We start from the raw sequence: 17,856 nt of genomic DNA on the forward strand, positions 1-17,856 counted from the left end.
GCCTCTAGCGTCGTCAGTGACATCGATTGCCCCGGAGGGACCCTCAATGAACGAGATGCCGACACACGACGAGAAGGCCGGCCTCATCGAGGCCGAGGACAGGGCGCTGCAGGTCCGAGCCCAGTACGAGCAGATCGAGCAGCGCGTTCTGGGCCGGACCTGGACACTGCCGGAACTCGCGCTCGGCTTCACGAACGACGCAGCCTACGTCGGGCGCCTGGTGCTGGCCGCCGAGCGCACCTGGGGCATCGACGGTGACGTGGACGCCGAACTGCGGCACAAGCTGGCCGAGTGCCTGTGGTGGGTCTTCGTGCTCGCCGACCGGCTCGACGTCGACATGCCGGAAGCCTACGAGGCCACCATGGACCGCATCGGCGACGGGCTGCAGCGCACCCTGCACAGCATGCCCAAGGGCTGACACAGAGTTGATGCGCCGTTCGTCGGCGGCAGCCTCACAGTGCCTGAAGCAGTTCCTGCACCTGCTGTCGCAGTGCCTCTCGTACGGTGTCGGGCGACAGGACTCGCAGAGGCGTGGCCCGGCTGAGGAGGTAGCGGGCAAGGTCTTCAGCGTCGTAGCCACCGATTTCGACGAGGGTGGCATCGGGCCCGTCCGGGCGGTGGACACCCATCGTGGTGGGGATGAGCTGCACTGCTCGGTCCATGGGCAGAGGCACACGAACCGTCGTGTACAGCGGGAATGTGCCCGCCGGGATGGATTCGCAGACCAGTCGTGCGGCGTCGGGCGGATCGGAGATTGCTGCGGCGCGCCCCGTGGTCCGGATCCGTACGACCCGGTCGGCCCGGAAGGTGCGCCAGTCGCCTCGCGCCAGGTCCTGGGCCACGAAGTACCAGCGGCGGGCCGTATGTACGAGGCGGTAGGGGGCGATCTCCCGGTTCGTGACCCGGCCTTCCCGGTCGCGGTACGTCAGGGTGACGCGCTCCTGTCGGCGGCATGCGGCGGTCAGTTCGAGCAGCATGGCCGAGGCGATCTGAGGCTCTTCGGTTCGCGGAGTATGGACCAGGGCCGCGTCCATTTCGGCCAGCCGTATGGCCATCCGGGGCGGCAGGACCTGGCGCAGTTTCAGGAGTGCCGACAGTGCGGAGTGATCACCGCCGAGTACGCCGCCGAGTGCGGCTTCGCGAAGCCCGACCGTCACGGCCAGGGCCTCGTCGTCGTCGAGGATCAGTGGTGGAATACGGGTCCCGGCCTGAAGGCGGTAGCCGCCCCAGGGCCCGGCGTCGGACTCGACCGCGTAGCCGAGCTCCCGGAGTCTGGCCACGTCACGCCTGACGGTGCGCTCATGGACCTCCATTTTCCCTGCCAGTTCGGCGTTCGTCCACGAAGGGCGTGCGGACAGCAGGCCGACCAGGCGCAGCAGACGGGCAGAGGTACTGATCACGGACGAAAGTCTTCCCTATGACCAGGACTGAAGCTGTCCTGGTCTCGCCGTAGCGTCTTCTTCATGACCACAGAACACATCTCCGCACATGAACTCGGCCGGCCGCAGCACCGGATCTGGAGTGAGATCGAGCCGACGCCTCTGGGGGACTTCGGCAACCAAATCATGATCAAAGCGCTGACCGCCGACAAAGCACAGGTGCTGCACGTGACGATCGCGGCGGACACAGTAATCCCCAATCCTGCGGATCCGGGCGAGCAGGAAGTCCACCCGATGGAGCAGATCGACGTCATCCTGACCGGTCGCATGGCGTACGTCGTCGACGGAAAGAAGCTTGTCCTGGGGCCGGGCGAGGCACTTGGCATCCCGGGTGGAGTGCCCCATTCCGCAACTGCGCTCGAGGACACCACCATGATCGAGGTCTTCACACCGGTCCCGGACTTCCCGACCGGTGAAGTGCGCACACCGTGAGCGCCGTGTCGCACAGATACACATGCGACGCAACCTCAGCGCGGGCGCGCCGGCGTCTGTTCGGTCCGGCACGAGCTGAAACGGAACATGTGGACAACGACGGCAGAGGAAGGTGAGCGTTCGGCGGTGACGGGTTACGCCCTTCACCGCCGAACGACAGTCAGCACCCCAGGGGCCGGCCCCGCCGGCAAGGAGTCTTCTGATGAGCGCTCATACCGATACCGATCCTGCGATCCGCTACCTGGCCGTCACCTTCGACTGTTCCGACCCCGCCGAGCTGGCTCGCTTCTACAGCGAGGCCCTCAACCTGCCCATCACTCTTTCCACTGACGGCTTCGTGCTGCTGGGCCGTGAGGGTTCACCCGGGCTGGGCTTCTACCGCTTGGACGACTACCGACCTCCCAGCCGGTCGGACCTCTCGGTGCCGAAACAGGCTCATCTCGAACTGGGGGTGGACGACCTGGACACGGCCCAGGCCCGGCTCATCGCTCTGGGAGCCGTCGTAGCGGACGTGCAACCGCTTCCCGGCCGGCGGCGCATCCTTCTGGACCCCGCCGGCCACCCTTTCTGCATCACCCTGTGAGGCCACGCTCGCCCTCGGGCAGGGGTGTCGACCATGCGTCTTGCGGACGCAGGTCACGGGCTTCGTCGTCCGAGTGCTGTCGTTCCCCGCGAGCGCCTCGGGGCGTCGGTGTGGTGCTCACGCGTCGGCGCCTCAGTGGTGCTGACTGACGGGGATGTAGTTGGCGTACGCCTCGATGCGGGTGATCAGGCCGGTGCCGTCGAAGCCGAAGTGCACCGCGGCGTGCACCTCACCACGCTTGCCATCGTTCGCTGTCACGTGCACAACGTGCTGCTGGAGGACCTCGTCCGGCTGAGAGAGCTGGCGGAGAATGTCGTAGCGGATCGATTCGTAGGAGCCGATCTGCCGTCTCAACCCCTCGAAGTACTCCTCGAACGTCTCATCGCCCTTGCCGTCGTTGTGCCAGACGGTGGCTGTCTCGGTGCACAGGGCACGCGCGGACTTCCAGTCGGACTTCTCCAGTGCGCGGAGGTAGGTGATGACCTTGTCCTTGAGGTTCTGGCTCATGGTGGTCCCTTTTCTGATGGGATCTGTGGGTCGTCGACGGGGGCGGGGCGGTTCCGGTCGGAGGTGCTGGATCAGGATGCGCTCGCCTCGGTACCGGTTTCAGGCGGTGGCTGTGGGGTGGTCGGATCAGACGCCCGGTGCGGCCGACGTGAGGAGCGGCAATCTGAGCCGACGCCCCGATGCCTTCATGGATCGGGGCATCGGTCTCGCCCGGCGTTCAGGCGGGCGGTGGGCCGTCGTGGTTCACGATTCCGTAGTCCGACGCGAGGTCGGTGTGCTCGGAGTCTGCTCGCGCGTCGGCGGGTCCTACCGTGTGGAAGAGCCCCTCGACGGCTCCGGGGTTGTTGATGACGAGGACCTCTGCGGTCGGTGTGATCGTCTGGAAAGTGTGTGGGACCAGCCGAGATACGTAGATGTAGGCGCCTGCCTCGGCGTCGTGCACCTCGCACTCGTCCAGCGAGGTCGACCCGACCCAGAACCGGACGCGGCCGGACAGGACCACCCAGCTCTCGTCCTCCCGGCTGTGGGTGTGCAAGGGCGGCGCATCCTCGCGGCCGACGGTGAGACGCATGACGCTGACCGCTCCGCTCGTCTCGGCGTTGGTCGCCACCTGCTCGATGACCTTGTTGTAGTAGGGGAAGTCCTGGCCATCGCCTGGGTTTCGTATGAGGGCAATGCTCATGTTGAGGTCTCCTTGCGGCGTGCTGCCTCAATGAGGCGGCCGGTTCGTCGAAGCCGATGTGGTGGGCGCTGCGGCGCACGGGCGGAATTCGGCGGTGCGGTCCGTACGGCGGGTGTGCCCGCGCGCCACGGTGGTGAGGGCACACCGGCGGAAGAGCGCACGGTGATGCTTTGAGGCTGCTCGGGGTCACGGTCGGCCGAGCCGTCGGCTCAGGTCGTCGGCGACTGTGGTTGCTGACGGATCCAGTCGGGGAGGAGGGCGTACAGACGGGCAGCGATCTCTTCCGGGTCGCAGTCGGTGTTGCCCCCGACGGCGGCAGAGAAGACTCCGTGCACGCCGGAGGCGGTAAACACGTCCTCGACCGAGTTGTGCGGGCCGGATTCCCGCTCGTCGGTGCCGAGGTCGCGCCGAAGAGCGCGGAGCTGCTCCAGGAGGAGGTCGCCGATCCCCATCAGTCCGCTCGGTGATCGCCAGGTCGAAGCCAGCAGGAAGAGGCTCCTGCGCTGCCTGAGCGAGTCGAGCATGGCGTTCAGCGTCGCCACTGCCACGGCGGTCGGGTCCGCGCCCATGTGTCGATCGCTGATGTTCAGGACGTGGAGGGCGCGGAAATCGTCTGCGATCACGTACACCGCCGCCTCTTCGACGGAGTCGAAGTGGTTGTAGAAGGTGGCGCGGTGGATGCCGGCGGCTTCGGAGAGGGCAGAGACCGAGGGGCACAACTGTGTCCGCTGCATGAGGTCGGCAAGTGCATCGGCGATCGCCCGTCGCGAGCGCGTGAAGCGCGGGTCCGCGTCGTTGGCCAGGGGCTGATCACTCACCATGGACGCACTTTACTTCGCGGGTGATCGCAGCGCTTCACCCCCCGGGGCCGCTGGGGCAATCGCCGAGAACCGGCCATCGGCAGGTACGCCAAGGGCGCGTCGCAGGCGCCGACAAGGAGACCCAGGCTTCGCCCCCGTGCGGCGTGTGGCCGACAGGGCGGCAGGGGAAGGCCCGAGTCCCTGCCGCCTCCGGCGACGGCCGCCGTTCGAGCACGGGGATTCGCGTCGGACATGTCGCTCCTTCGGTCGGGTTCGCTCTCGACGCTACCACTATTCGACACCTGTCGATCAGTGGTCTACGGTGGATCGTGTACCGACCCGCCAAGTAAGGAAGCACCATGTCGACAACAGGCAGCAGCACCTCCACCGCGGCAATCGCGGACAAGTTCGCCGTGGTGGAGACCATCTACCGATACGCAGCCGGCCTCGACCTGCGTGACAAGGGCCTACTCGCGTCCGCGTTCACAGACGATGCCGTAGCCGATTTCGGTCCGGCCACGAGAAAGGCCGGCCAGGAGTACCCGCCGGTGGAAGGCCGCGAAACCATCGCCGCAGCCCTGTTGGCCTCGCTCAGTCACCTGGACACCACGCACTCCGTGAGCAACCCGCGCGTGAGCCTGGACGGCGACAAGGCGCACCTCGAAGCGATCGTGGCGTGCCAGCATCTGCCCCGAGAGGACCACTCCCGCCACGTCCTCATGACCAACCGCTACGACGTCGCACTTGTCAGGAGCGGCGACGTCTGGCTCATCCAGCACGTCACCGTCGACAACGCCTGGACCCAAGGAGATCCCACCGTCCTAGCCGGAATCTAGGAACCTGCCTGGCGAGGGGCCGTCTCCGCATCGTTCTCAGCAGTCCCGAGGGGTCAAAGCCCCGCACTCCAGCCGACACGGTGTAGCAGTAGGCCCGCCCCCGACGCCTCCATGCCTGCGGCGCATGCCCTGACCCCTTCGTCGTCAACAGGCGGCAGCGGCCTGAAGGTGCCGCCGCAGGCAGCCGGGACACCTTGTCACTCTCTCCAACACGATCGGAATCTCATGAGCGAACACCCCGGTCCGGACTGCTCGGACCGCAGCGAGATCCTCGGCCTGCTCACGGCCTACGTCTTCGGCCTCGACCACCGCGACTTCACTCGCGTTGCCTCCGTCTTCACCGAGGCGCCGAGGTGGAGAACGTCTTCGACACCTACCTTGCGGAGGGAAAGCAGTTCAGCGGCCTGACGACCGGTGGCAGCGCGGTCGCGGACGGCGCCCGCCAATTGTTCAAGAGCCTCGACGCGACGCAGCACTTGCTGGGTGCCCAAACCGTCGAAATCGCGGATGCGGGAGCGCACGCGTCCACGCAGATCGTCGCCCATCACCACCGGGGTGGAGGCTACTACCACACCGGCGACACCTACGAGGACGACCTCGTGCGCACCGCCAATGGCTGGCGCATCTCACGCCGTACTCTGCGCATCCACTGGACAACCGGCAGCCCTGGCGTATTTCTCATGGCGTAAAACCTCGGAGCGGCCCAACTGCTCTGGCGATCGGTGATCCCAGCACATAGCTGCCGGCGCCGGTCCAGGCCGAAGGCCGCGCGTGGCGCTTCACTGCCCCGGCAGGCCGACATTTCCCCTCCACGGCCGCGGTCTCCAGCTGCGCCGCACCGGTCCCCATGTGCTCCTCCATCCCGGTGCAGCCTCCGCACAGGACGTCAGGGCTGTGCGGCGCACCCCCTTCGTGCAGCCTTTCTCATGTGCGTCGCGTCCATGAGTGTGGTGTTTTTACACCCCACCGGATCCCCACGACACCCCGGCTTCGACGCCCTGCACAAGCCCGGAGCGGAACCCCTGACCCGTCAGGCACCGCGGGCAGCGTGGCGCAATAGCATCTGAACATATTCTCGCGATGAAGGAGATATGGCACCGCGATAAGGCAGAGTTCCACGGCGAATTCGTGAACTTCGATCCCATCTATTCGTGGACCAAACCTGTGCAACGCCCGCATCCCCCGGTCTGTATCGGTGGAGGAGAAAAGGCATTCGCCCGGGTGGTGGAAGTCGGAGACGGCTGGTTTCCCAACCCTCAGTCGTCCGACGGCCTGAAGCCGAAAATTGAGCGGCTGCGCGAATTCGCAGGCCGTGAAGTTCCGGTGACAGTCCTGCACGTGGGGGCGGCCGAAGCTGAGATCGTCAACGGATACGGACAGGCCGGTGTGGAGAGGATCGTCTTTCCCCTCGACACGGAGGCGACCGACCCGCTGGCAGACCTCGATGAATTGGTCGCGCTCGCAGTTGACCTGGCAGTCGACCTGGACAGTTCGCTGATTCCGGGCACCAGTGAGCGCGAAGCGTGAGTCATTCTGTTTCATTTGCATGGAGAGCCGGCGTGCCTCGACTCCCTCCTCCAGAGGGATCGGTCTGCAGTTGATGGCCAGGCCCGCCTCCCTCGGCCCGCAGGCGGTCGTGACCTCGGCGTTCACGCAGCCGGGAGTCCTGCCGCGCCATCCACGGAACAGCCAACTCAGCGATGAGTGAACCGGGCTGTTTCCTCGGGATACCAGTGCAGATGCGATGCGAAAGAGCCGTACGGGCCAAGACAGACGTCACAATCTCTTCAACCTATACGGCTCCCCTCATGCCATGGCCCAGCACGGCGTTTCGTGGAAATTTTGGTCGATCTTCGCCCGGCCTCATCGGAGTTGAGGCAAGAAGGCGGTCGGGCTGCAGCCCCTCACCACCGGAATTCACCGTCGTAGAGGCGTCGGTGCCGCCATTCGCCATGCCACCGCAGGCGCCGGTAGGCGTGTGGGTCGGGCAAGGTCCGGCGGCGAAACTCTGCGTCCAGACACGCCACCACTCGCCCGAGTTCGGCGCGGGACGGCTGTGGAAGCGAACGCAACGCTTCTTGCAGAATATCCCGGGCGTTCGCCACGTCGACGAGCGAGGACTCCGGATGGGGAGAGGCTGGGAAGCACAGGTCTAGGTTGCGGCCGGGCTGTCGCAGGAACGCCCGGTAGTACCTGAGCGCGGCTTCCACCGCCCCGTCCCACAAGCCGTCCCGCAGCCCGGCCCAGGAGTCACCGTGCTCACGCTCCGTGCGCTGGATCTCGGCGCAGGTGCGCTCGGACAACCCGGGAATTCGACAGGTCCAAGGGCTCCAAACGGGCGGGACCGGATTTTCGGCGCGAAGCGCGCCGGGCCGCCTACGCGGCATGGGCCTTTCGGTTGGTCATCATGCTCGCGATCATGCCGGACGGCCTGACAGCCCACAAGGCCCTGCGGCCCTCACCGCCTCCCGGCAAACTCGCACCATCCGATCTTCCCGGCTTGCGCTCGCCAGCAACCCACTTGTCGAACGGAGCCTCGATGAACAGCAGCCCACGCCCCGCTCTGTCGCGGACCCCGACATCGGCGATGCAGCGTGGAGGGCCACCGCCGCTGTCGTGCACGTCGCAGTAAGAAGAAGGAGCTCGTCGGAGAGTTCAGGAACGGCGGCCGTCAGTGGCGGCCGGCGGGTGACCCAGCGGGGTGGGCGTCCACGACTTCGCCGACCCGCAGATGGGCAAGGCCGTCCCCCCATGGGGTCAACGACATCGAGGCGAACACCGGTTGGGTCGACGTCGGCACCGATCACGACACCGTCGCGTTTGCCGTTGAGTCAATCCACCGCTGGTGGCACGGCCAGGGCCAGGACGCCTACCCGCGGCGACCCGGCTGCTTGTCATTGCCGATGCGGACGGATCTAACGGCAACCGCACCCGGGCCTGGAAACTCGAACTCGCACGGCTCGCCGCCGAAAGAGACCATCACCGCGTGTCATCTGCCGCCTCGGCGCGTCGAAGTGGAACAAGGTCGAGCACCGTTTGTTCTCGCGCATCACCATGAACTGGGGTGGCCGCCCGCTGACCAGCCACGAAGTCATCGTGAACAGCATCGCAGCGACCCACCACCCGCACTGGACTGCGCGTGCAGGCCGCGCTCGGCACCGACAGCTATCCCATCGCGGTGCAGATCGGCGACGTAGAGATGGCCGCCCTGCTGTCCGACCCCTCCCTGACCGGGATGCCCCGGTTCGCCAGCAGCCGCACGGCCATGCACCGCACCCTCCTCAAGAACAGAAGACACTGCTCGAGGCCCAGAGCATCACCATCCCGCCCGCGAAGACCCCACCCGCGTCCCCTCGCAGTCCTCCAAGCCAGGGTCCTCGCGCTGACCGGCGGCACCAGCACCAAGCTCAAGACACCGTGTTGATGACCTGCAAGCCCTTGGAGAGCGAAATACTCATCGAGTGGGTGCGGTGTTCGTCAAGATGCTGATCCTGTGGAATTCTGACAGAATGGAGAAATTCCTCGTCGGAAGCGCCCCTTAAGGAGCTCTTCATGCCTGAGCCCGGAGCCATCACCTCCCACCTTGCCGCAGCGGACACACCAGAGCTTGTGCGCGCGCCAGAGGCGACGTTCCTCTCGGTGGGCGGCTCGGGCCGTCCGGGGACCGAGGCTTTCTATCGCAAGATGGCCTTCGTTACCGCGGTGGAGGCGTCCCTACCCGGTGCGGCGAGGATTTCTCCATCGGATGCATGTGTCATCGAGATTCTCTACTGGTATCCGAAGCAGGCCGAATCTGTCGAGATCGAAGACTTTTACACCGGCAACAGCATCGATCTCCTTGAGTACCGCATCACCACCCGCGTCGCCGACTCGACCACCCATAACGCAGTTGTGTCGGCCCGCCGTGACGCGGCGGGCCGTGCCGACGATCCGGGTGGCGAAGTGGAGCTGTTCACCTTGCCCGAGAGCCTTGTGGTGCAGGTGATGCATCACGGGCCTTTCAAGGACGAGTTCGAAACTCTCGCTCGGCTTGGCGCGTTCGCCCGTGACAGGGGCCTTCGGCGCTCCGGTCCGCATCGAGAGATCCACATCGACCCCTTTACCGCACAGACGCCGCAGGACGCGTTGCGGACCATCTTGCGTGACCCTGTCGCCTGACCTGCAGGTCTCACCAATGACCGCGGTTCGAAGCCCGCAATAGGATCGCCGAGCGTCCCGCGCTCTCGCCGTGGTGTTGGCCTACTGCCCGGTAGACGAGGGTGAGGGGCAGATCCAGGTGGTCGACCACCGGCGTCGTGCGTCGTTGACTCACCCCCTGCCCGCCTCTGACCGTTCGGTGACCTTGCCGGACGGCCCTCTTGTCGCCGGACAGAGGCGCCTCAGGTCGTAACCGCCCCGGGGCCCCGCCTGGGCGGGGCCCCGGGGCGGCCGGTAGCCGGGGCTGTCGCCCTGGTTGACCGTTTCGGGAAGGCCCAGCAGTGCCGTCCTCCGAAGCCAGTGGCTCACCCTCGAGTGCGGAAGCAGCAGCTGGCGTTCGCCGCTGCCACCACACTGGGCGGCACTCGGTCGAAGAAGGTGGGCCGGCCTGGGTGGTGCACACCCGCGGTCACCCGGCGGGCTAGCTTCGAGAGCGTCGGCCGCTGAGACCGAAGAGGGCAACGAGCACGGCGGCGGTACCTAGGCCGGCCGCTGTCCAGAAGGCACCCGCCAGGCCGGGGACGAAGGTGCCGGGCTCGCCGCCGCTCGTGTGGACCGCGACGATGACGGCGATGCCGAGGGAGCCGCCCACCTGCTGAACCATCTGCAGAAACCCGGACATCGACCCGCTGTGCCGGGCAGGCACCCCCTCCATGATCAGCATCGTCCCGGGGGTGAACACGAGGGCGACACCGAGGCTGTGGAGCACCAGGGGGGCCACGACCCCGCCGACGTAGGTGCTGGAGTCGTCCAGGGCGGCGAACCAGATGAAGCTGATGGTGACCAGGGCCGTGCCGAGGACGAGCAACCGACCGGCTCCGAACCGCCGTACGAATGCGGGAACGAACTGCGTGACGATCAGGATGGTGCCTGTCAGGGGCAGGAAGGCGAGGCCGGCGACCAAGGCGCTCATGCCCAGCTCCCGTTGGTAGAACTGCACCAGCGTGAACAGCAGGGAGAAGTGGACCCCCACGGTGAGCCCCATGGCGCCCAGGGCCGTTGCGCGCTTGCGATGACGAACCAGGGAGAGGTCGAGCAGCGGGAGCCTGACGCGCCGCTCGACGGCGACGAACGTGGTGAGCAGGACGAGAGCGAGGACGAAGGTGACCACCGTTCCCGCGGTGGCCCAGCCTGTCTCTGCGGCGTGCACGAAACCGTAGACGAGGGCCAGCGACCCGAGGGTCGCGGTGATCGCTCCCGCCACGTCCACCCGGCCTCCGGTCGGCCGGTCCTCCTTGACGAGCCATTGGACGACGAGAACGACGACGGCCCCGATGGGCAAATTGATCAACAGCCCCCACCGCCAGGAGAAGAAGGCGGTCAGCGCGCCACCGACGATCAGGCCGAAGGACGAGCCCACTGCGGAGGCGGCGGTGAACAGTGCCATGTTCCGGCTGCGGGCATGCTCGTCTCGGGCGATGGCGGTGATCAGGGACAGGATGCTCGGTGCCGCGATGGCCGCTCCGACTCCCTGCGCCACCCGGGCGACGACCATGATCGTCGCGTCGGGGGCGAGGCCGGCGGCCAGTGACGCGAGAGCGAACAGCACTGTTCCGATGGTGAAGACCCGGACCCGGCCCAGAACGTCGCCGAGCCTACCGCCGAGCAGCATGAGTCCGCCGAAGGCCAGCGCGTAGGCGTTGGGCACCCATGACAGACCGGCGGGGGAGAAGCCGAGATCCTGTTGCAGTTGGGGGAGTGCGACCGTCACCACCTGCGCGTCGAGTTGCAGCATGAGCTGCGTGGCCAGGATGGCGACCGTGGCCAGGGCGACGAAGCGCGGCACGGCCACGGTGGGCACCCTGCGGTGTTCCGTCGGGGCCGGGGATGTATCGGCATCGCTGCCGGTGTGGACGGACATGCCACCTCATAGGGGGATGGTTGATGAAAACGCGGAGGGAGGCCGCACGTGCGAGCGGCTGGCACCTGCACGAGGGGCGAGGAGTTGCTTCTCGCCCGGCACGGCCGTGTAGTCGAAGCGATGCCGTTAGTGTAACTAGGGTAGATACACTTTAGCAATTGTCGACGGCGGACCGGACTTCGACCGCGAGAGGCCCCGCGTCGTCCGCCACGTATGCAGGGCTTCTCCTCGTGGTGTCACCCGCCCGTGTGGCAGGACCGATACGAAGAGGGGTGAACATGAAGAACTGGATGACCGGATAGCACGCGTCACCGGCTGGGGGACGGTTATCGGGCGTGCCGTCGCTCGGTGAGCGCTGACGGTGGCAACCCTGGTATAAGCCTGTACGCGGCATCCAGGTCCGCCGCGCACTGTTCGGCACGCTCCTGAGCACAGGGGTTGGGTGGCCGAGGCGCCCGGGTAAATGGTCTCAGCCCCGGCCCTATCGAGACCGGAGGCTTCCGTGAATCCCAGGGCGAGACCTCGGGGGAGGCTGAGCGCACCGGGAAGGCTGGGCCACGACCCCCTCGGTCGTACGGGGAAGCCGGCAGGGATGCCTCGGCGGCTCTCTTCCTCGCCACCGACGAGAGTTCCTTCGTGACCGGTAGGGAACTTCACGTGGATGGCCGTATGACTATCAGGCGCCCAGCGTGTCGGCGGTCGTGCGGCCGACACCTTGGTGTCTCGCGAGCCAGGGGCGATCGCGAGGCACGCAAAGTCGTCCTACCGGTACGCCAAGAGGGAGCGCCGTACGCCGGGCCGACGGCCACAGTTGCCGCGGCCGAGTGGCGTGACCTCGTGAACGGTCAGCGGGCCCCGGCGGATACGGAGTGGAACGCCAGCGTGTCGCGCAGGACGTCTGCCACGGTGGTGGCCGACAGTGACCGGCAGAGAGCCTCAGTCGCCTCTTGATACACCTGACCCAGGGCGTGCTGGATGCCGAAACCCACGTAGCACTCCGCGTTGGGATCCGAGGCGTGCATTCCGAAGATCGGCTCCTCGGGGAGTGCCTGGTAGACGTTGAGAAGAGAGATCTTCTCCGCCGGACGGGCGAGGTTCCAGCCGCCGTTGCGTCCGTGGGTGACCTCTACCAGTCCGGCATCCTTGAGCTGCCCGAGGCAGCGCCGGATGACGACGGGGTTGGTGTTGACGCTGGTCGCGATGCGCTGGGACGTCGCGACCTCTTTGTCGGTGCCCCGCCGGTCATACGCCAGCCAGGTCAGGATGTGGACGGCCAGGCTCATACGGCTGTTCGCGCTCACGCGGGCTCGCCTCCCTCGGTCGATGCCGGTACTGACTGGCGCTCGCGCACGCTGCCGGCGACACTAAAAACTGTAACAGTTACAGAAAAACCGGGCGCCGCGTGCTCCAGCCGGGTCGCATGCCGCTCGGGCGTCCGCGATCGTGACGCAGGCCATCCGCAGCAAGTCACGTGCCGACGTTGCTCGCGGAGCTGGGCTGCGCCGTTCGTCCCTGCTGTGCGGACATCGCACACGCCCGACAGGGATCACTGGTCAAGCTCCTGGCCGAGGGGATCGCTGAGGGAGGCGGCGATGCGCTGGGGCGTTGTCTCCCCTTTGTCGATGCCGCGCCGGTCGCACGCCAGCCAGGTCAGGATGTGCACGGCCGAACGCGTGCGACTTTTCACGCACACGCCGCACGCCCCTGACCCCTTTTCCACGAAGGAGCTCCCCGCTCCGCCAGCGCTGGAAAGCGCGACGACCGACGTTGCACCGATATTTCATGGTCACCGCGTCTGGGCAGTGCGACCGTGCGCGCCTACGGGGCGGGCAGCTGGGGCGCCCATGTATACCGCCGTCCGCACTTCCGGCAGGGCGGTTTCGCCGCTGTCCGGTCCGCAGCGAAACGTCCTGCAGGCCGTCTGCTACCTAGACCTGGGCGAGGCCGCCATCGACAAAGAGTTCGGCACCCGTGGTGAACGAGCTCTGGTCGGAAGCGAGGAAGACGGCGGCGGAGGCCACTTCGTCCACGTGCCCTACCCGCCCCATGGGGATGGAGCTGGCGAAGTTTTCCTTGAGTTCGCGCTGCGCATCGGCGTCGTCACCCGCGAAGCGCAGGAGACCGGGGGTCTCGACGGGGCCGGGGCTGATCGAGTTGACCCGAATCTTGCGTCCCGCCAGCTCGGCTGCCCAAGACCGGGCAAAGTTGCGCGCAGCCGCCTTGGTGGCGCTGTAGACGCTCATCGCCGGAATGCCCTGGGAGGCATTGGTCGAGGAGGTGAGGATGACCGAGGCGCCCTCGGGAAGGAGTGGGAGCGCCTTCTGCACAGTGAAGAACATGCCCTTGACGTTGATGTCGAACGTTCGCTCGTACTCCTCCTCTGTCACGTCTGCGAAGCCTGTGACGCCGCCCACTCCTGCGTTCGCGAACAGCACATCGAGCCGTCCGCTGCGCTCCCTAATGGTCGCGAACAGGGCGTCGAGATCATCGAGCCTGGACACGTCGCTCTGCACCCCCACGGCGTCCGCGCCGATCGCTGCCACAGCGGCATCGAGCTCAGACTTGCGGCGCCCCGTGACGTAGACGGTGGCGCCTTCCCGTGCGAAACGCTGGGCCGCGCCCAGACCGATACCAGTGGTACCGCCCGTGACCAGGGCGATCTTTCCGTCAAGCTGTCCCATTGCCCACTCCTTGGAGAATTGCTCTGAGGCTGGCTCTGCAGGCTGCGGGGAGCCCGCCACCTCCAGTGAAGGACGCCGGAGGTGCTGCACCAGCCGCTCAAATAAAATATAACAGCTTTGATTACACTTTGCCGTGGGTGTCGGCGGCGACCCGCATCAGCGGTGTGTCGCCACCCCCTCACCTCGCCGCACTGCCACGCCGTGGTGCCGCGACGCGGCCTTGTGGCAGCCCGGGGGCGGACCACAAAGCGAGCGAGCGGGCCGCGCCGAACGACGGCAGGCTCGGGCCCGCCCGTATCCCTAGATATGTTCGCCTTGGAGGAACGGGTAGTCGGTATACCCCTCGGGGCCGGATGTGTAGAAGAGTGCCGGGCGCGGCACGTTCTCCAGGTGCTCGCCCTGCCAGCGCTCCACCAGGTCGGGGTTGGCGATGGCCGCTCGGCCCACGGCCACGACATCGGCGTGAGCGGCCTCGATCAGCTCCACCGCTTCCTCGCGCGTCGTGATCGAGATGGACCCGCTGTTGGCCATCAACTTGCCACCGAAGCGCCGGCGCAACTGCTGGGCCAGCTCTCCCCCCAGCTCCTTGTGCAGGAGGGAAAGGTAGGCCAGGCCTAGCGGGCGCAGTTGGTCCAGTAGGTGACCGTAGGTGGCCAGGGCGTCGTCCCTGTCGGTCTCCAGGGCGTCCTTGATGTTGCGTTCGGGCGAGATCCGCAACCCGACCCGCCCGGCGCCGATGGCCTTCGCCACTGCCGTGACCACCTCGACGACGAAGCGGGCCCGGTTCGTCGGTGTGCCGCCGTACTCGTCGGTGCGGTGGTTCGACGCTGGGGAGAGGAACTCGTGTAGCAGGTATCCGTTGGCGGCGTGGACCTCTACGCCGTCCAAGCCGGCCTCGATCGCCCGGCGGGAGGCCGTGATGAAGTCCTCAAGTGCCGCTCGGGCTTCCGGGGCGGTCAGTGCCTGCGGCACTGGGTAGGGCTGCTTGCCCTTCTCCGTGTGTCCCTCACCGTTGATCGCGATCGCGCTGGGAGCCAGGATGCGCCGCCCTCCGTTGACATCGGGGTGGGTGACGCGACCGGCGTGCACGACCTGCATCACGATGCGGCCGCCTTGAGCATGCACCGCCTCGGCCACCCGCCGCCAGCCGGCCGCCTGTTCGTCAGTGACAATGCCCGGCTGCCCCACGAAGGCCTGCGACTCGCGGCTGGGGTAGACGCCCTCGGTGACGATCAGTCCGAGGCTCGCTCGCTGTCGGTAGTGCTCGACCATCAGGTCGCCGGGTATGCCGGAGGGGCCCGACCGCATCCGAGTCAGCGGGGCCATCGCGACACGGTTGGCGAGCTTGATGTCTCCGAGCGAATCGGGCGTGAAGAGAGACGGTTTCGCGGATGTCGATGCCGACGTCATTGATGTGACTCCGTTCCGGAATGGGTGAACGCACGGGTGGGGCCGGCTCCTGAGGTGTGGTGCGGGAGCACTCGTTCCGTCCCGTCACCACTCGCCGGGGGGGGGCTCCGTCCCTCTTGGATCAACGGCGATGAGCCCCCACGGGCCCGCTTTTCCTTGCTCCGCAGGACGGCCGGTCCTGTCGGCGCGACACTGTGTAAGCTGTATCAAGGTTCGTTACATTAACGCGCCGACCGGCACCCCCTGTCAACTTCCAGGAGCACCCTCATGTCCGCACACCTCCACTCCCTTTCAGAAGCCCCGTTGAGCGAGGGCTACGACGCCGCCACCCGTGATGACCCGGAGTTCGCTCAGCACTTCGAGCACCGCTTCACCACCATCGACGGCCTTCAGATGCACTACGTCGTCGGAGGCGATGGCCCCCGCACCATCGTGCTGCTCCATGGCTTCTCGGAGAGCTGGTACGAATATCGGGCGATCATGCCCGACCTGCTGCCGGGCCACACGGTCATCGCCGTGGACCTGCCGGGACTTGGGGACACCACCGGTGAGCTGCCCTCGCACGACAAGGCCACGCTCGCCCGCTACGTGCACCGCCTGCTCCTCCAACTCGGCCACCAGGAGGGGGTGCAGTTGGTCGCGCACGACTTCGGCAGCGCCGTCGCTTATGCCCTTGCGGCTCAGTGGCCCGAACAGTTCGACGGCTTGATGATCATGGACTTTGGCCTCGTCGGCGGTTCACTCACCTTCGACCAGCTCAAGCCGCTGTCGTTCCACTTCTCCTTCTTCCAGCAGGAACCGCTCTTCGAGCAGCTCGTAGCCGGACAGGAGCGCCTCTTCCTCTCGTACTTCTATCAACTTCTCGGCGCACCGGCCCCGGAGAAGAGCCTCGAGGAGTACGCGCGCGTCTACGGCCGGCCGGGCGTGCTGCACAACGGGTCGCGCTACTACCAGGCATGGCCGCAGGACGAGGCCGACAACCGCCGACTCATGCTCAAGCCCCTGGACATGCCCGTCCACATCATCGCCCAGGCGCAGCTCTTCGATGCGTTCCACACTGCCCTCAAGGACGCCGCTCCGCACGCGACCGGCAGCCCTGTCGAGGGAGTGGGGCACTGGCTCCTGCACGAGGCACCCGGACGCGTACTCAAGGAGATCAGGGCCTTCTTCGACTACCAGGACTGATCGTTTCCGTCCTTGTTCCGCACCACCACCATGAGGAGGAAAACGTGCTGGACCACGTGGAGATCCAGGTCGCCGATCCGGAGAAGAGCGCGGCGTTCTACGACGCCGTCCTCGCACCTCTGGGCGCCGGTCGTCGTATCGAGCACCAGCAGCGTATCGGCTACGGGCTCGGGCGCCCGGAGTTCTGGATCAGTCCGGTTGTCGGACCGGCATCGCCCTCACGTGAGACGCACCTCGGCTTCGCGACACCCGGCCGTGACGCGGTCGACGCCTTCTACGCCGCGGCCGTGGCCCAGGGGGCGCCGGTTCTGCACCAGCCGAAGGTGTGGCCGCAGTACCACGACAGCTACTACGCCGCCTTCGTGCGGGACCCGGACGGCAACAACGTGGAGGCCTTCTGCGAGAACCCGGCCTGATGCCGCTCGGCGTAACCGGTACGAGCGAGGGCCGAAGCGGAAATGACGATGACGCCACGTATTCCTGCTTGCGCTCGTCCGGGACAGTAGCGGTCGTCCCGCCTTGAAGAGGGCCTCGTTCCACCGAGGGTATTGGTGCGGGTCGGGCCGGGCGTGACCTGGTGGGTTAGCCGGTGTCGGCCCCGGCTTTTGCTGTTGCGGGGGCGGTCGGTGGCGATGTTCGAGAACACGTGGATGCCGCCGCCACCGGCGGACCCCTCGCGCTCGTCCACGGCTTCATCCATACCACTGAGTCCGCTGGCCGATCCTGTCCTTCGTTCTCGCAGCAGTACTGCTGCTGCTGGGCTGAAGGCCGGCCGTCATGGCGCTCATCGGCGGCACCTGATCGGCCATCCTCCTCGTGGTCGTGCAGCACTGCCAACGCGCGCTGCATTTGGGCACCTGGCGTCGGGCTTCGCATTCACTCGCGCTCACTGGGGCGCCCCTGATCAGGGTGAGTTCGTCGCTTCCCTGCCCTCGACTCCGCCGGCAACTACGCCACGGGCCGTCCTGCCCGCGCTGCTCATCCAAAGCGTCGGGGCGGCCATGGGTTTCACCCCGACCGCAGTGGTGATCAGGCCCGGTCCGGAAGCGGAAGACGCCGGCTTCATGTCAGGCCTACTCCAGACCACCCAGCAGGTCGCAGGCTCCCTCGGCTTCGCGATCACCGTCGCGTACATGCCGCAGGTGACAACGCCGCCACCTTTCCCTTCAGCCCGGGCCCGACCTTCTGCGTAGCGGCAGCCACGACCTTCGCCGCCACGCCTCTGGGCCTGTTCGACCTTCAC

At 66.8% G+C, this 17,856-nt stretch carries 20 protein-coding genes and 2 pseudogenes; 12 read left to right on the top strand and 10 right to left on the bottom strand.

Translation table 11 applies throughout. The features are described 5' to 3' along the window. Window positions 1-46: 46 nt before the first annotated feature. On the top strand, window positions 47-418 hold the full coding sequence (locus OG623_RS24525) for a hypothetical protein (protein WP_406149267.1): 372 nt from the start codon (window positions 47-49) through the stop codon (window positions 416-418). A 34-nt stretch (window positions 419-452) separates the two neighbouring features. Here the strand turns inward: OG623_RS24525 and OG623_RS24530 are convergent, their stop codons facing one another. Continuing rightward, on the bottom strand, window positions 453-1,400 hold the full coding sequence (locus tag OG623_RS24530; RefSeq protein ID WP_406149269.1) for a helix-turn-helix transcriptional regulator: 948 nt from the start codon (window positions 1,398-1,400) through the stop codon (window positions 453-455). 63 nt (window positions 1,401-1,463) lie between these two features. Here OG623_RS24530 and OG623_RS24535 point away from each other — a divergent pair, with 63 nt between their 5' ends. Continuing rightward, complete coding sequence (locus OG623_RS24535; protein ID WP_351277180.1) at window positions 1,464-1,871, top strand: cupin domain-containing protein; 408 nt, start codon at window positions 1,464-1,466, stop codon at window positions 1,869-1,871. Between the two features lie 202 nt (window positions 1,872-2,073). Further along, entirely contained in the window at window positions 2,074-2,454 is a 381-nt protein-coding gene (locus OG623_RS24540; RefSeq protein ID WP_406149271.1) for a VOC family protein, read from the top strand. A gap of 132 nt (window positions 2,455-2,586) precedes the next feature. Here OG623_RS24540 and OG623_RS24545 read toward each other — a convergent pair whose 3' ends face one another. The 3 genes from OG623_RS24545 to OG623_RS24555 all read right to left on the bottom strand — a co-directional run bounded on the left by OG623_RS24545 (window position 2,587) and on the right by OG623_RS24555 (window position 4,464). Beyond that, a complete protein-coding gene (locus OG623_RS24545; RefSeq protein WP_406149273.1) occupies window positions 2,587-2,961 on the bottom strand; it encodes a nuclear transport factor 2 family protein in 375 nt (124 codons plus the stop codon). A 217-nt stretch (window positions 2,962-3,178) separates the two neighbouring features. Beyond that, window positions 3,179-3,643, bottom strand: a complete 465-nt coding sequence (locus OG623_RS24550; RefSeq protein WP_406149275.1) for a cupin domain-containing protein — start codon at window positions 3,641-3,643, stop codon at window positions 3,179-3,181. A 209-nt stretch (window positions 3,644-3,852) separates the two neighbouring features. Then, window positions 3,853-4,464, bottom strand: coding sequence for a TetR/AcrR family transcriptional regulator (locus tag OG623_RS24555; RefSeq protein WP_406149276.1), 612 nt, complete (start codon window positions 4,462-4,464; stop codon window positions 3,853-3,855). Window positions 4,465-4,802: 338 nt separating this feature from the next. Between OG623_RS24555 and OG623_RS24560 the strand changes: the two genes are divergently transcribed. From OG623_RS24560 to OG623_RS24570, 3 genes and pseudogenes are all read left to right on the top strand, one after another. Beyond that, window positions 4,803-5,279, top strand: coding sequence for a nuclear transport factor 2 family protein (locus OG623_RS24560; protein WP_406149278.1), 477 nt, complete (start codon window positions 4,803-4,805; stop codon window positions 5,277-5,279). 194 nt (window positions 5,280-5,473) lie between these two features. Beyond that, entirely contained in the window at window positions 5,474-5,968 is a 495-nt protein-coding gene (locus OG623_RS24565; protein ID WP_406149279.1) for a nuclear transport factor 2 family protein, read from the top strand. Window positions 5,969-6,332: 364 nt separating this feature from the next. After that, a pseudogene (locus tag OG623_RS24570) lies at window positions 6,333-6,806 on the top strand (LLM class flavin-dependent oxidoreductase); the annotation flags it as partial. A 377-nt stretch (window positions 6,807-7,183) separates the two neighbouring features. Here OG623_RS24570 and OG623_RS24575 read toward each other — a convergent pair. Further along, the gene (locus OG623_RS24575) at window positions 7,184-7,582 is read right to left on the bottom strand and encodes a hypothetical protein (protein ID WP_406149281.1); all 399 of its coding nucleotides are present in this window, start codon (window positions 7,580-7,582) and stop codon (window positions 7,184-7,186) included. Window positions 7,583-7,873: 291 nt separating this feature from the next. On the opposite strand from OG623_RS24575, the pseudogene OG623_RS24580 reads away from it, so the two are divergent. The 3 genes and pseudogenes from OG623_RS24580 (at window position 7,874) to OG623_RS24590 (ending at window position 9,437) form a co-directional block, all read left to right on the top strand. Continuing rightward, window positions 7,874-8,337: pseudogene (locus OG623_RS24580) on the top strand (ISAzo13-like element transposase-related protein). Next, window positions 8,334-8,768, top strand: a complete 435-nt coding sequence (locus OG623_RS24585; RefSeq protein WP_406151986.1) for a hypothetical protein — start codon at window positions 8,334-8,336, stop codon at window positions 8,766-8,768. Before OG623_RS24580 ends, OG623_RS24585 begins: the two are co-directional and overlap by 4 nt. A 63-nt stretch (window positions 8,769-8,831) precedes the next feature. Next, window positions 8,832-9,437: a GyrI-like domain-containing protein gene (locus OG623_RS24590; RefSeq protein ID WP_406149282.1), complete on the top strand. Its 606-nt coding sequence runs from the start codon at window positions 8,832-8,834 to the stop codon at window positions 9,435-9,437. Between the two features lie 460 nt (window positions 9,438-9,897). On the opposite strand, the gene OG623_RS24595 is transcribed toward OG623_RS24590, so the two are convergent. Then, window positions 9,898-11,337: an MFS transporter gene (locus OG623_RS24595; protein WP_406149284.1), complete on the bottom strand. Its 1,440-nt coding sequence runs from the start codon at window positions 11,335-11,337 to the stop codon at window positions 9,898-9,900. Window positions 11,338-11,775: 438 nt separating this feature from the next. On the opposite strand from OG623_RS24595, the gene OG623_RS24600 reads away from it, so the two are divergent. Next, on the top strand, window positions 11,776-12,288 hold the full coding sequence (locus OG623_RS24600; RefSeq protein ID WP_406149285.1) for an SDR family oxidoreductase: 513 nt from the start codon (window positions 11,776-11,778) through the stop codon (window positions 12,286-12,288). Here the strand turns inward: OG623_RS24600 and OG623_RS24605 are convergent. The 4 genes from OG623_RS24605 to OG623_RS24620 all read right to left on the bottom strand — a co-directional run bounded on the left by OG623_RS24605 (window position 12,183) and on the right by OG623_RS24620 (window position 15,428). Further along, on the bottom strand, window positions 12,183-12,638 hold the full coding sequence (locus OG623_RS24605) for an Rrf2 family transcriptional regulator (RefSeq protein WP_147985178.1): 456 nt from the start codon (window positions 12,636-12,638) through the stop codon (window positions 12,183-12,185). The two genes, OG623_RS24600 and OG623_RS24605, sit on opposite strands and share 106 nt — an antisense overlap. Before the next feature lie 245 nt (window positions 12,639-12,883). Beyond that, on the bottom strand, window positions 12,884-13,024 hold the full coding sequence (locus OG623_RS24610) for a hypothetical protein (protein ID WP_187281952.1): 141 nt from the start codon (window positions 13,022-13,024) through the stop codon (window positions 12,884-12,886). 241 nt (window positions 13,025-13,265) lie between these two features. Next, the gene (locus OG623_RS24615; protein ID WP_147985179.1) at window positions 13,266-14,018 is read right to left on the bottom strand and encodes an SDR family NAD(P)-dependent oxidoreductase; all 753 of its coding nucleotides are present in this window, start codon (window positions 14,016-14,018) and stop codon (window positions 13,266-13,268) included. 300 nt (window positions 14,019-14,318) lie between these two features. Beyond that, window positions 14,319-15,428: an alkene reductase gene (locus OG623_RS24620; protein ID WP_147985180.1), complete on the bottom strand. Its 1,110-nt coding sequence runs from the start codon at window positions 15,426-15,428 to the stop codon at window positions 14,319-14,321. A gap of 267 nt (window positions 15,429-15,695) precedes the next feature. Between OG623_RS24620 and OG623_RS24625 the strand changes: the two genes are divergently transcribed. Next, window positions 15,696-16,613 (top strand): alpha/beta fold hydrolase, encoded by a 918-nt coding sequence (locus OG623_RS24625; RefSeq protein ID WP_200694939.1) that lies wholly within the window; start codon window positions 15,696-15,698, stop codon window positions 16,611-16,613. A 44-nt stretch (window positions 16,614-16,657) separates the two neighbouring features. Further along, entirely contained in the window at window positions 16,658-17,029 is a 372-nt protein-coding gene (locus OG623_RS24630) for a VOC family protein (RefSeq protein WP_406149286.1), read from the top strand. The last annotated feature ends 827 nt before the right edge of the window (window positions 17,030-17,856 follow it).

It is taken from the genome of Streptomyces sp. NBC_01012, assembly GCF_045162755.1.
GTDB lineage: Bacteria > Actinomycetota > Actinomycetes > Streptomycetales > Streptomycetaceae > Streptomyces.

Bases quoted from the DNA above. Each gene is read 5' to 3' on its own strand.
- OG623_RS24525 (WP_406149267.1), top strand. From the start codon at position 47: ATGAACGAGATGCCGACACACGACGAGAAGGCCGGCCTCATCGAGGCC.
- OG623_RS24535 (WP_351277180.1), top strand. From the start codon at position 1,464: ATGACCACAGAACACATCTCCGCACATGAACTCGGCCGGCCGCAGCAC.
- OG623_RS24540 (WP_406149271.1), top strand. From the start codon at position 2,074: ATGAGCGCTCATACCGATACCGATCCTGCGATCCGCTACCTGGCCGTC.
- OG623_RS24545 (WP_406149273.1), bottom strand. From the start codon at position 2,961: ATGAGCCAGAACCTCAAGGACAAGGTCATCACCTACCTCCGCGCACTG.
- OG623_RS24550 (WP_406149275.1), bottom strand. From the start codon at position 3,643: ATGAGCATTGCCCTCATACGAAACCCAGGCGATGGCCAGGACTTCCCC.
- OG623_RS24555 (WP_406149276.1), bottom strand. From the start codon at position 4,464: ATGGTGAGTGATCAGCCCCTGGCCAACGACGCGGACCCGCGCTTCACG.
- OG623_RS24560 (WP_406149278.1), top strand. From the start codon at position 4,803: ATGTCGACAACAGGCAGCAGCACCTCCACCGCGGCAATCGCGGACAAG.
- OG623_RS24585 (WP_406151986.1), top strand. From the start codon at position 8,334: ATGAACTGGGGTGGCCGCCCGCTGACCAGCCACGAAGTCATCGTGAAC.
- OG623_RS24590 (WP_406149282.1), top strand. From the start codon at position 8,832: ATGCCTGAGCCCGGAGCCATCACCTCCCACCTTGCCGCAGCGGACACA.
- OG623_RS24595 (WP_406149284.1), bottom strand. From the start codon at position 11,337: ATGTCCGTCCACACCGGCAGCGATGCCGATACATCCCCGGCCCCGACG.
- OG623_RS24615 (WP_147985179.1), bottom strand. From the start codon at position 14,018: ATGGGACAGCTTGACGGAAAGATCGCCCTGGTCACGGGCGGTACCACT.
- OG623_RS24620 (WP_147985180.1), bottom strand. From the start codon at position 15,428: ATGACGTCGGCATCGACATCCGCGAAACCGTCTCTCTTCACGCCCGAT.
- OG623_RS24625 (WP_200694939.1), top strand. From the start codon at position 15,696: ATGTCCGCACACCTCCACTCCCTTTCAGAAGCCCCGTTGAGCGAGGGC.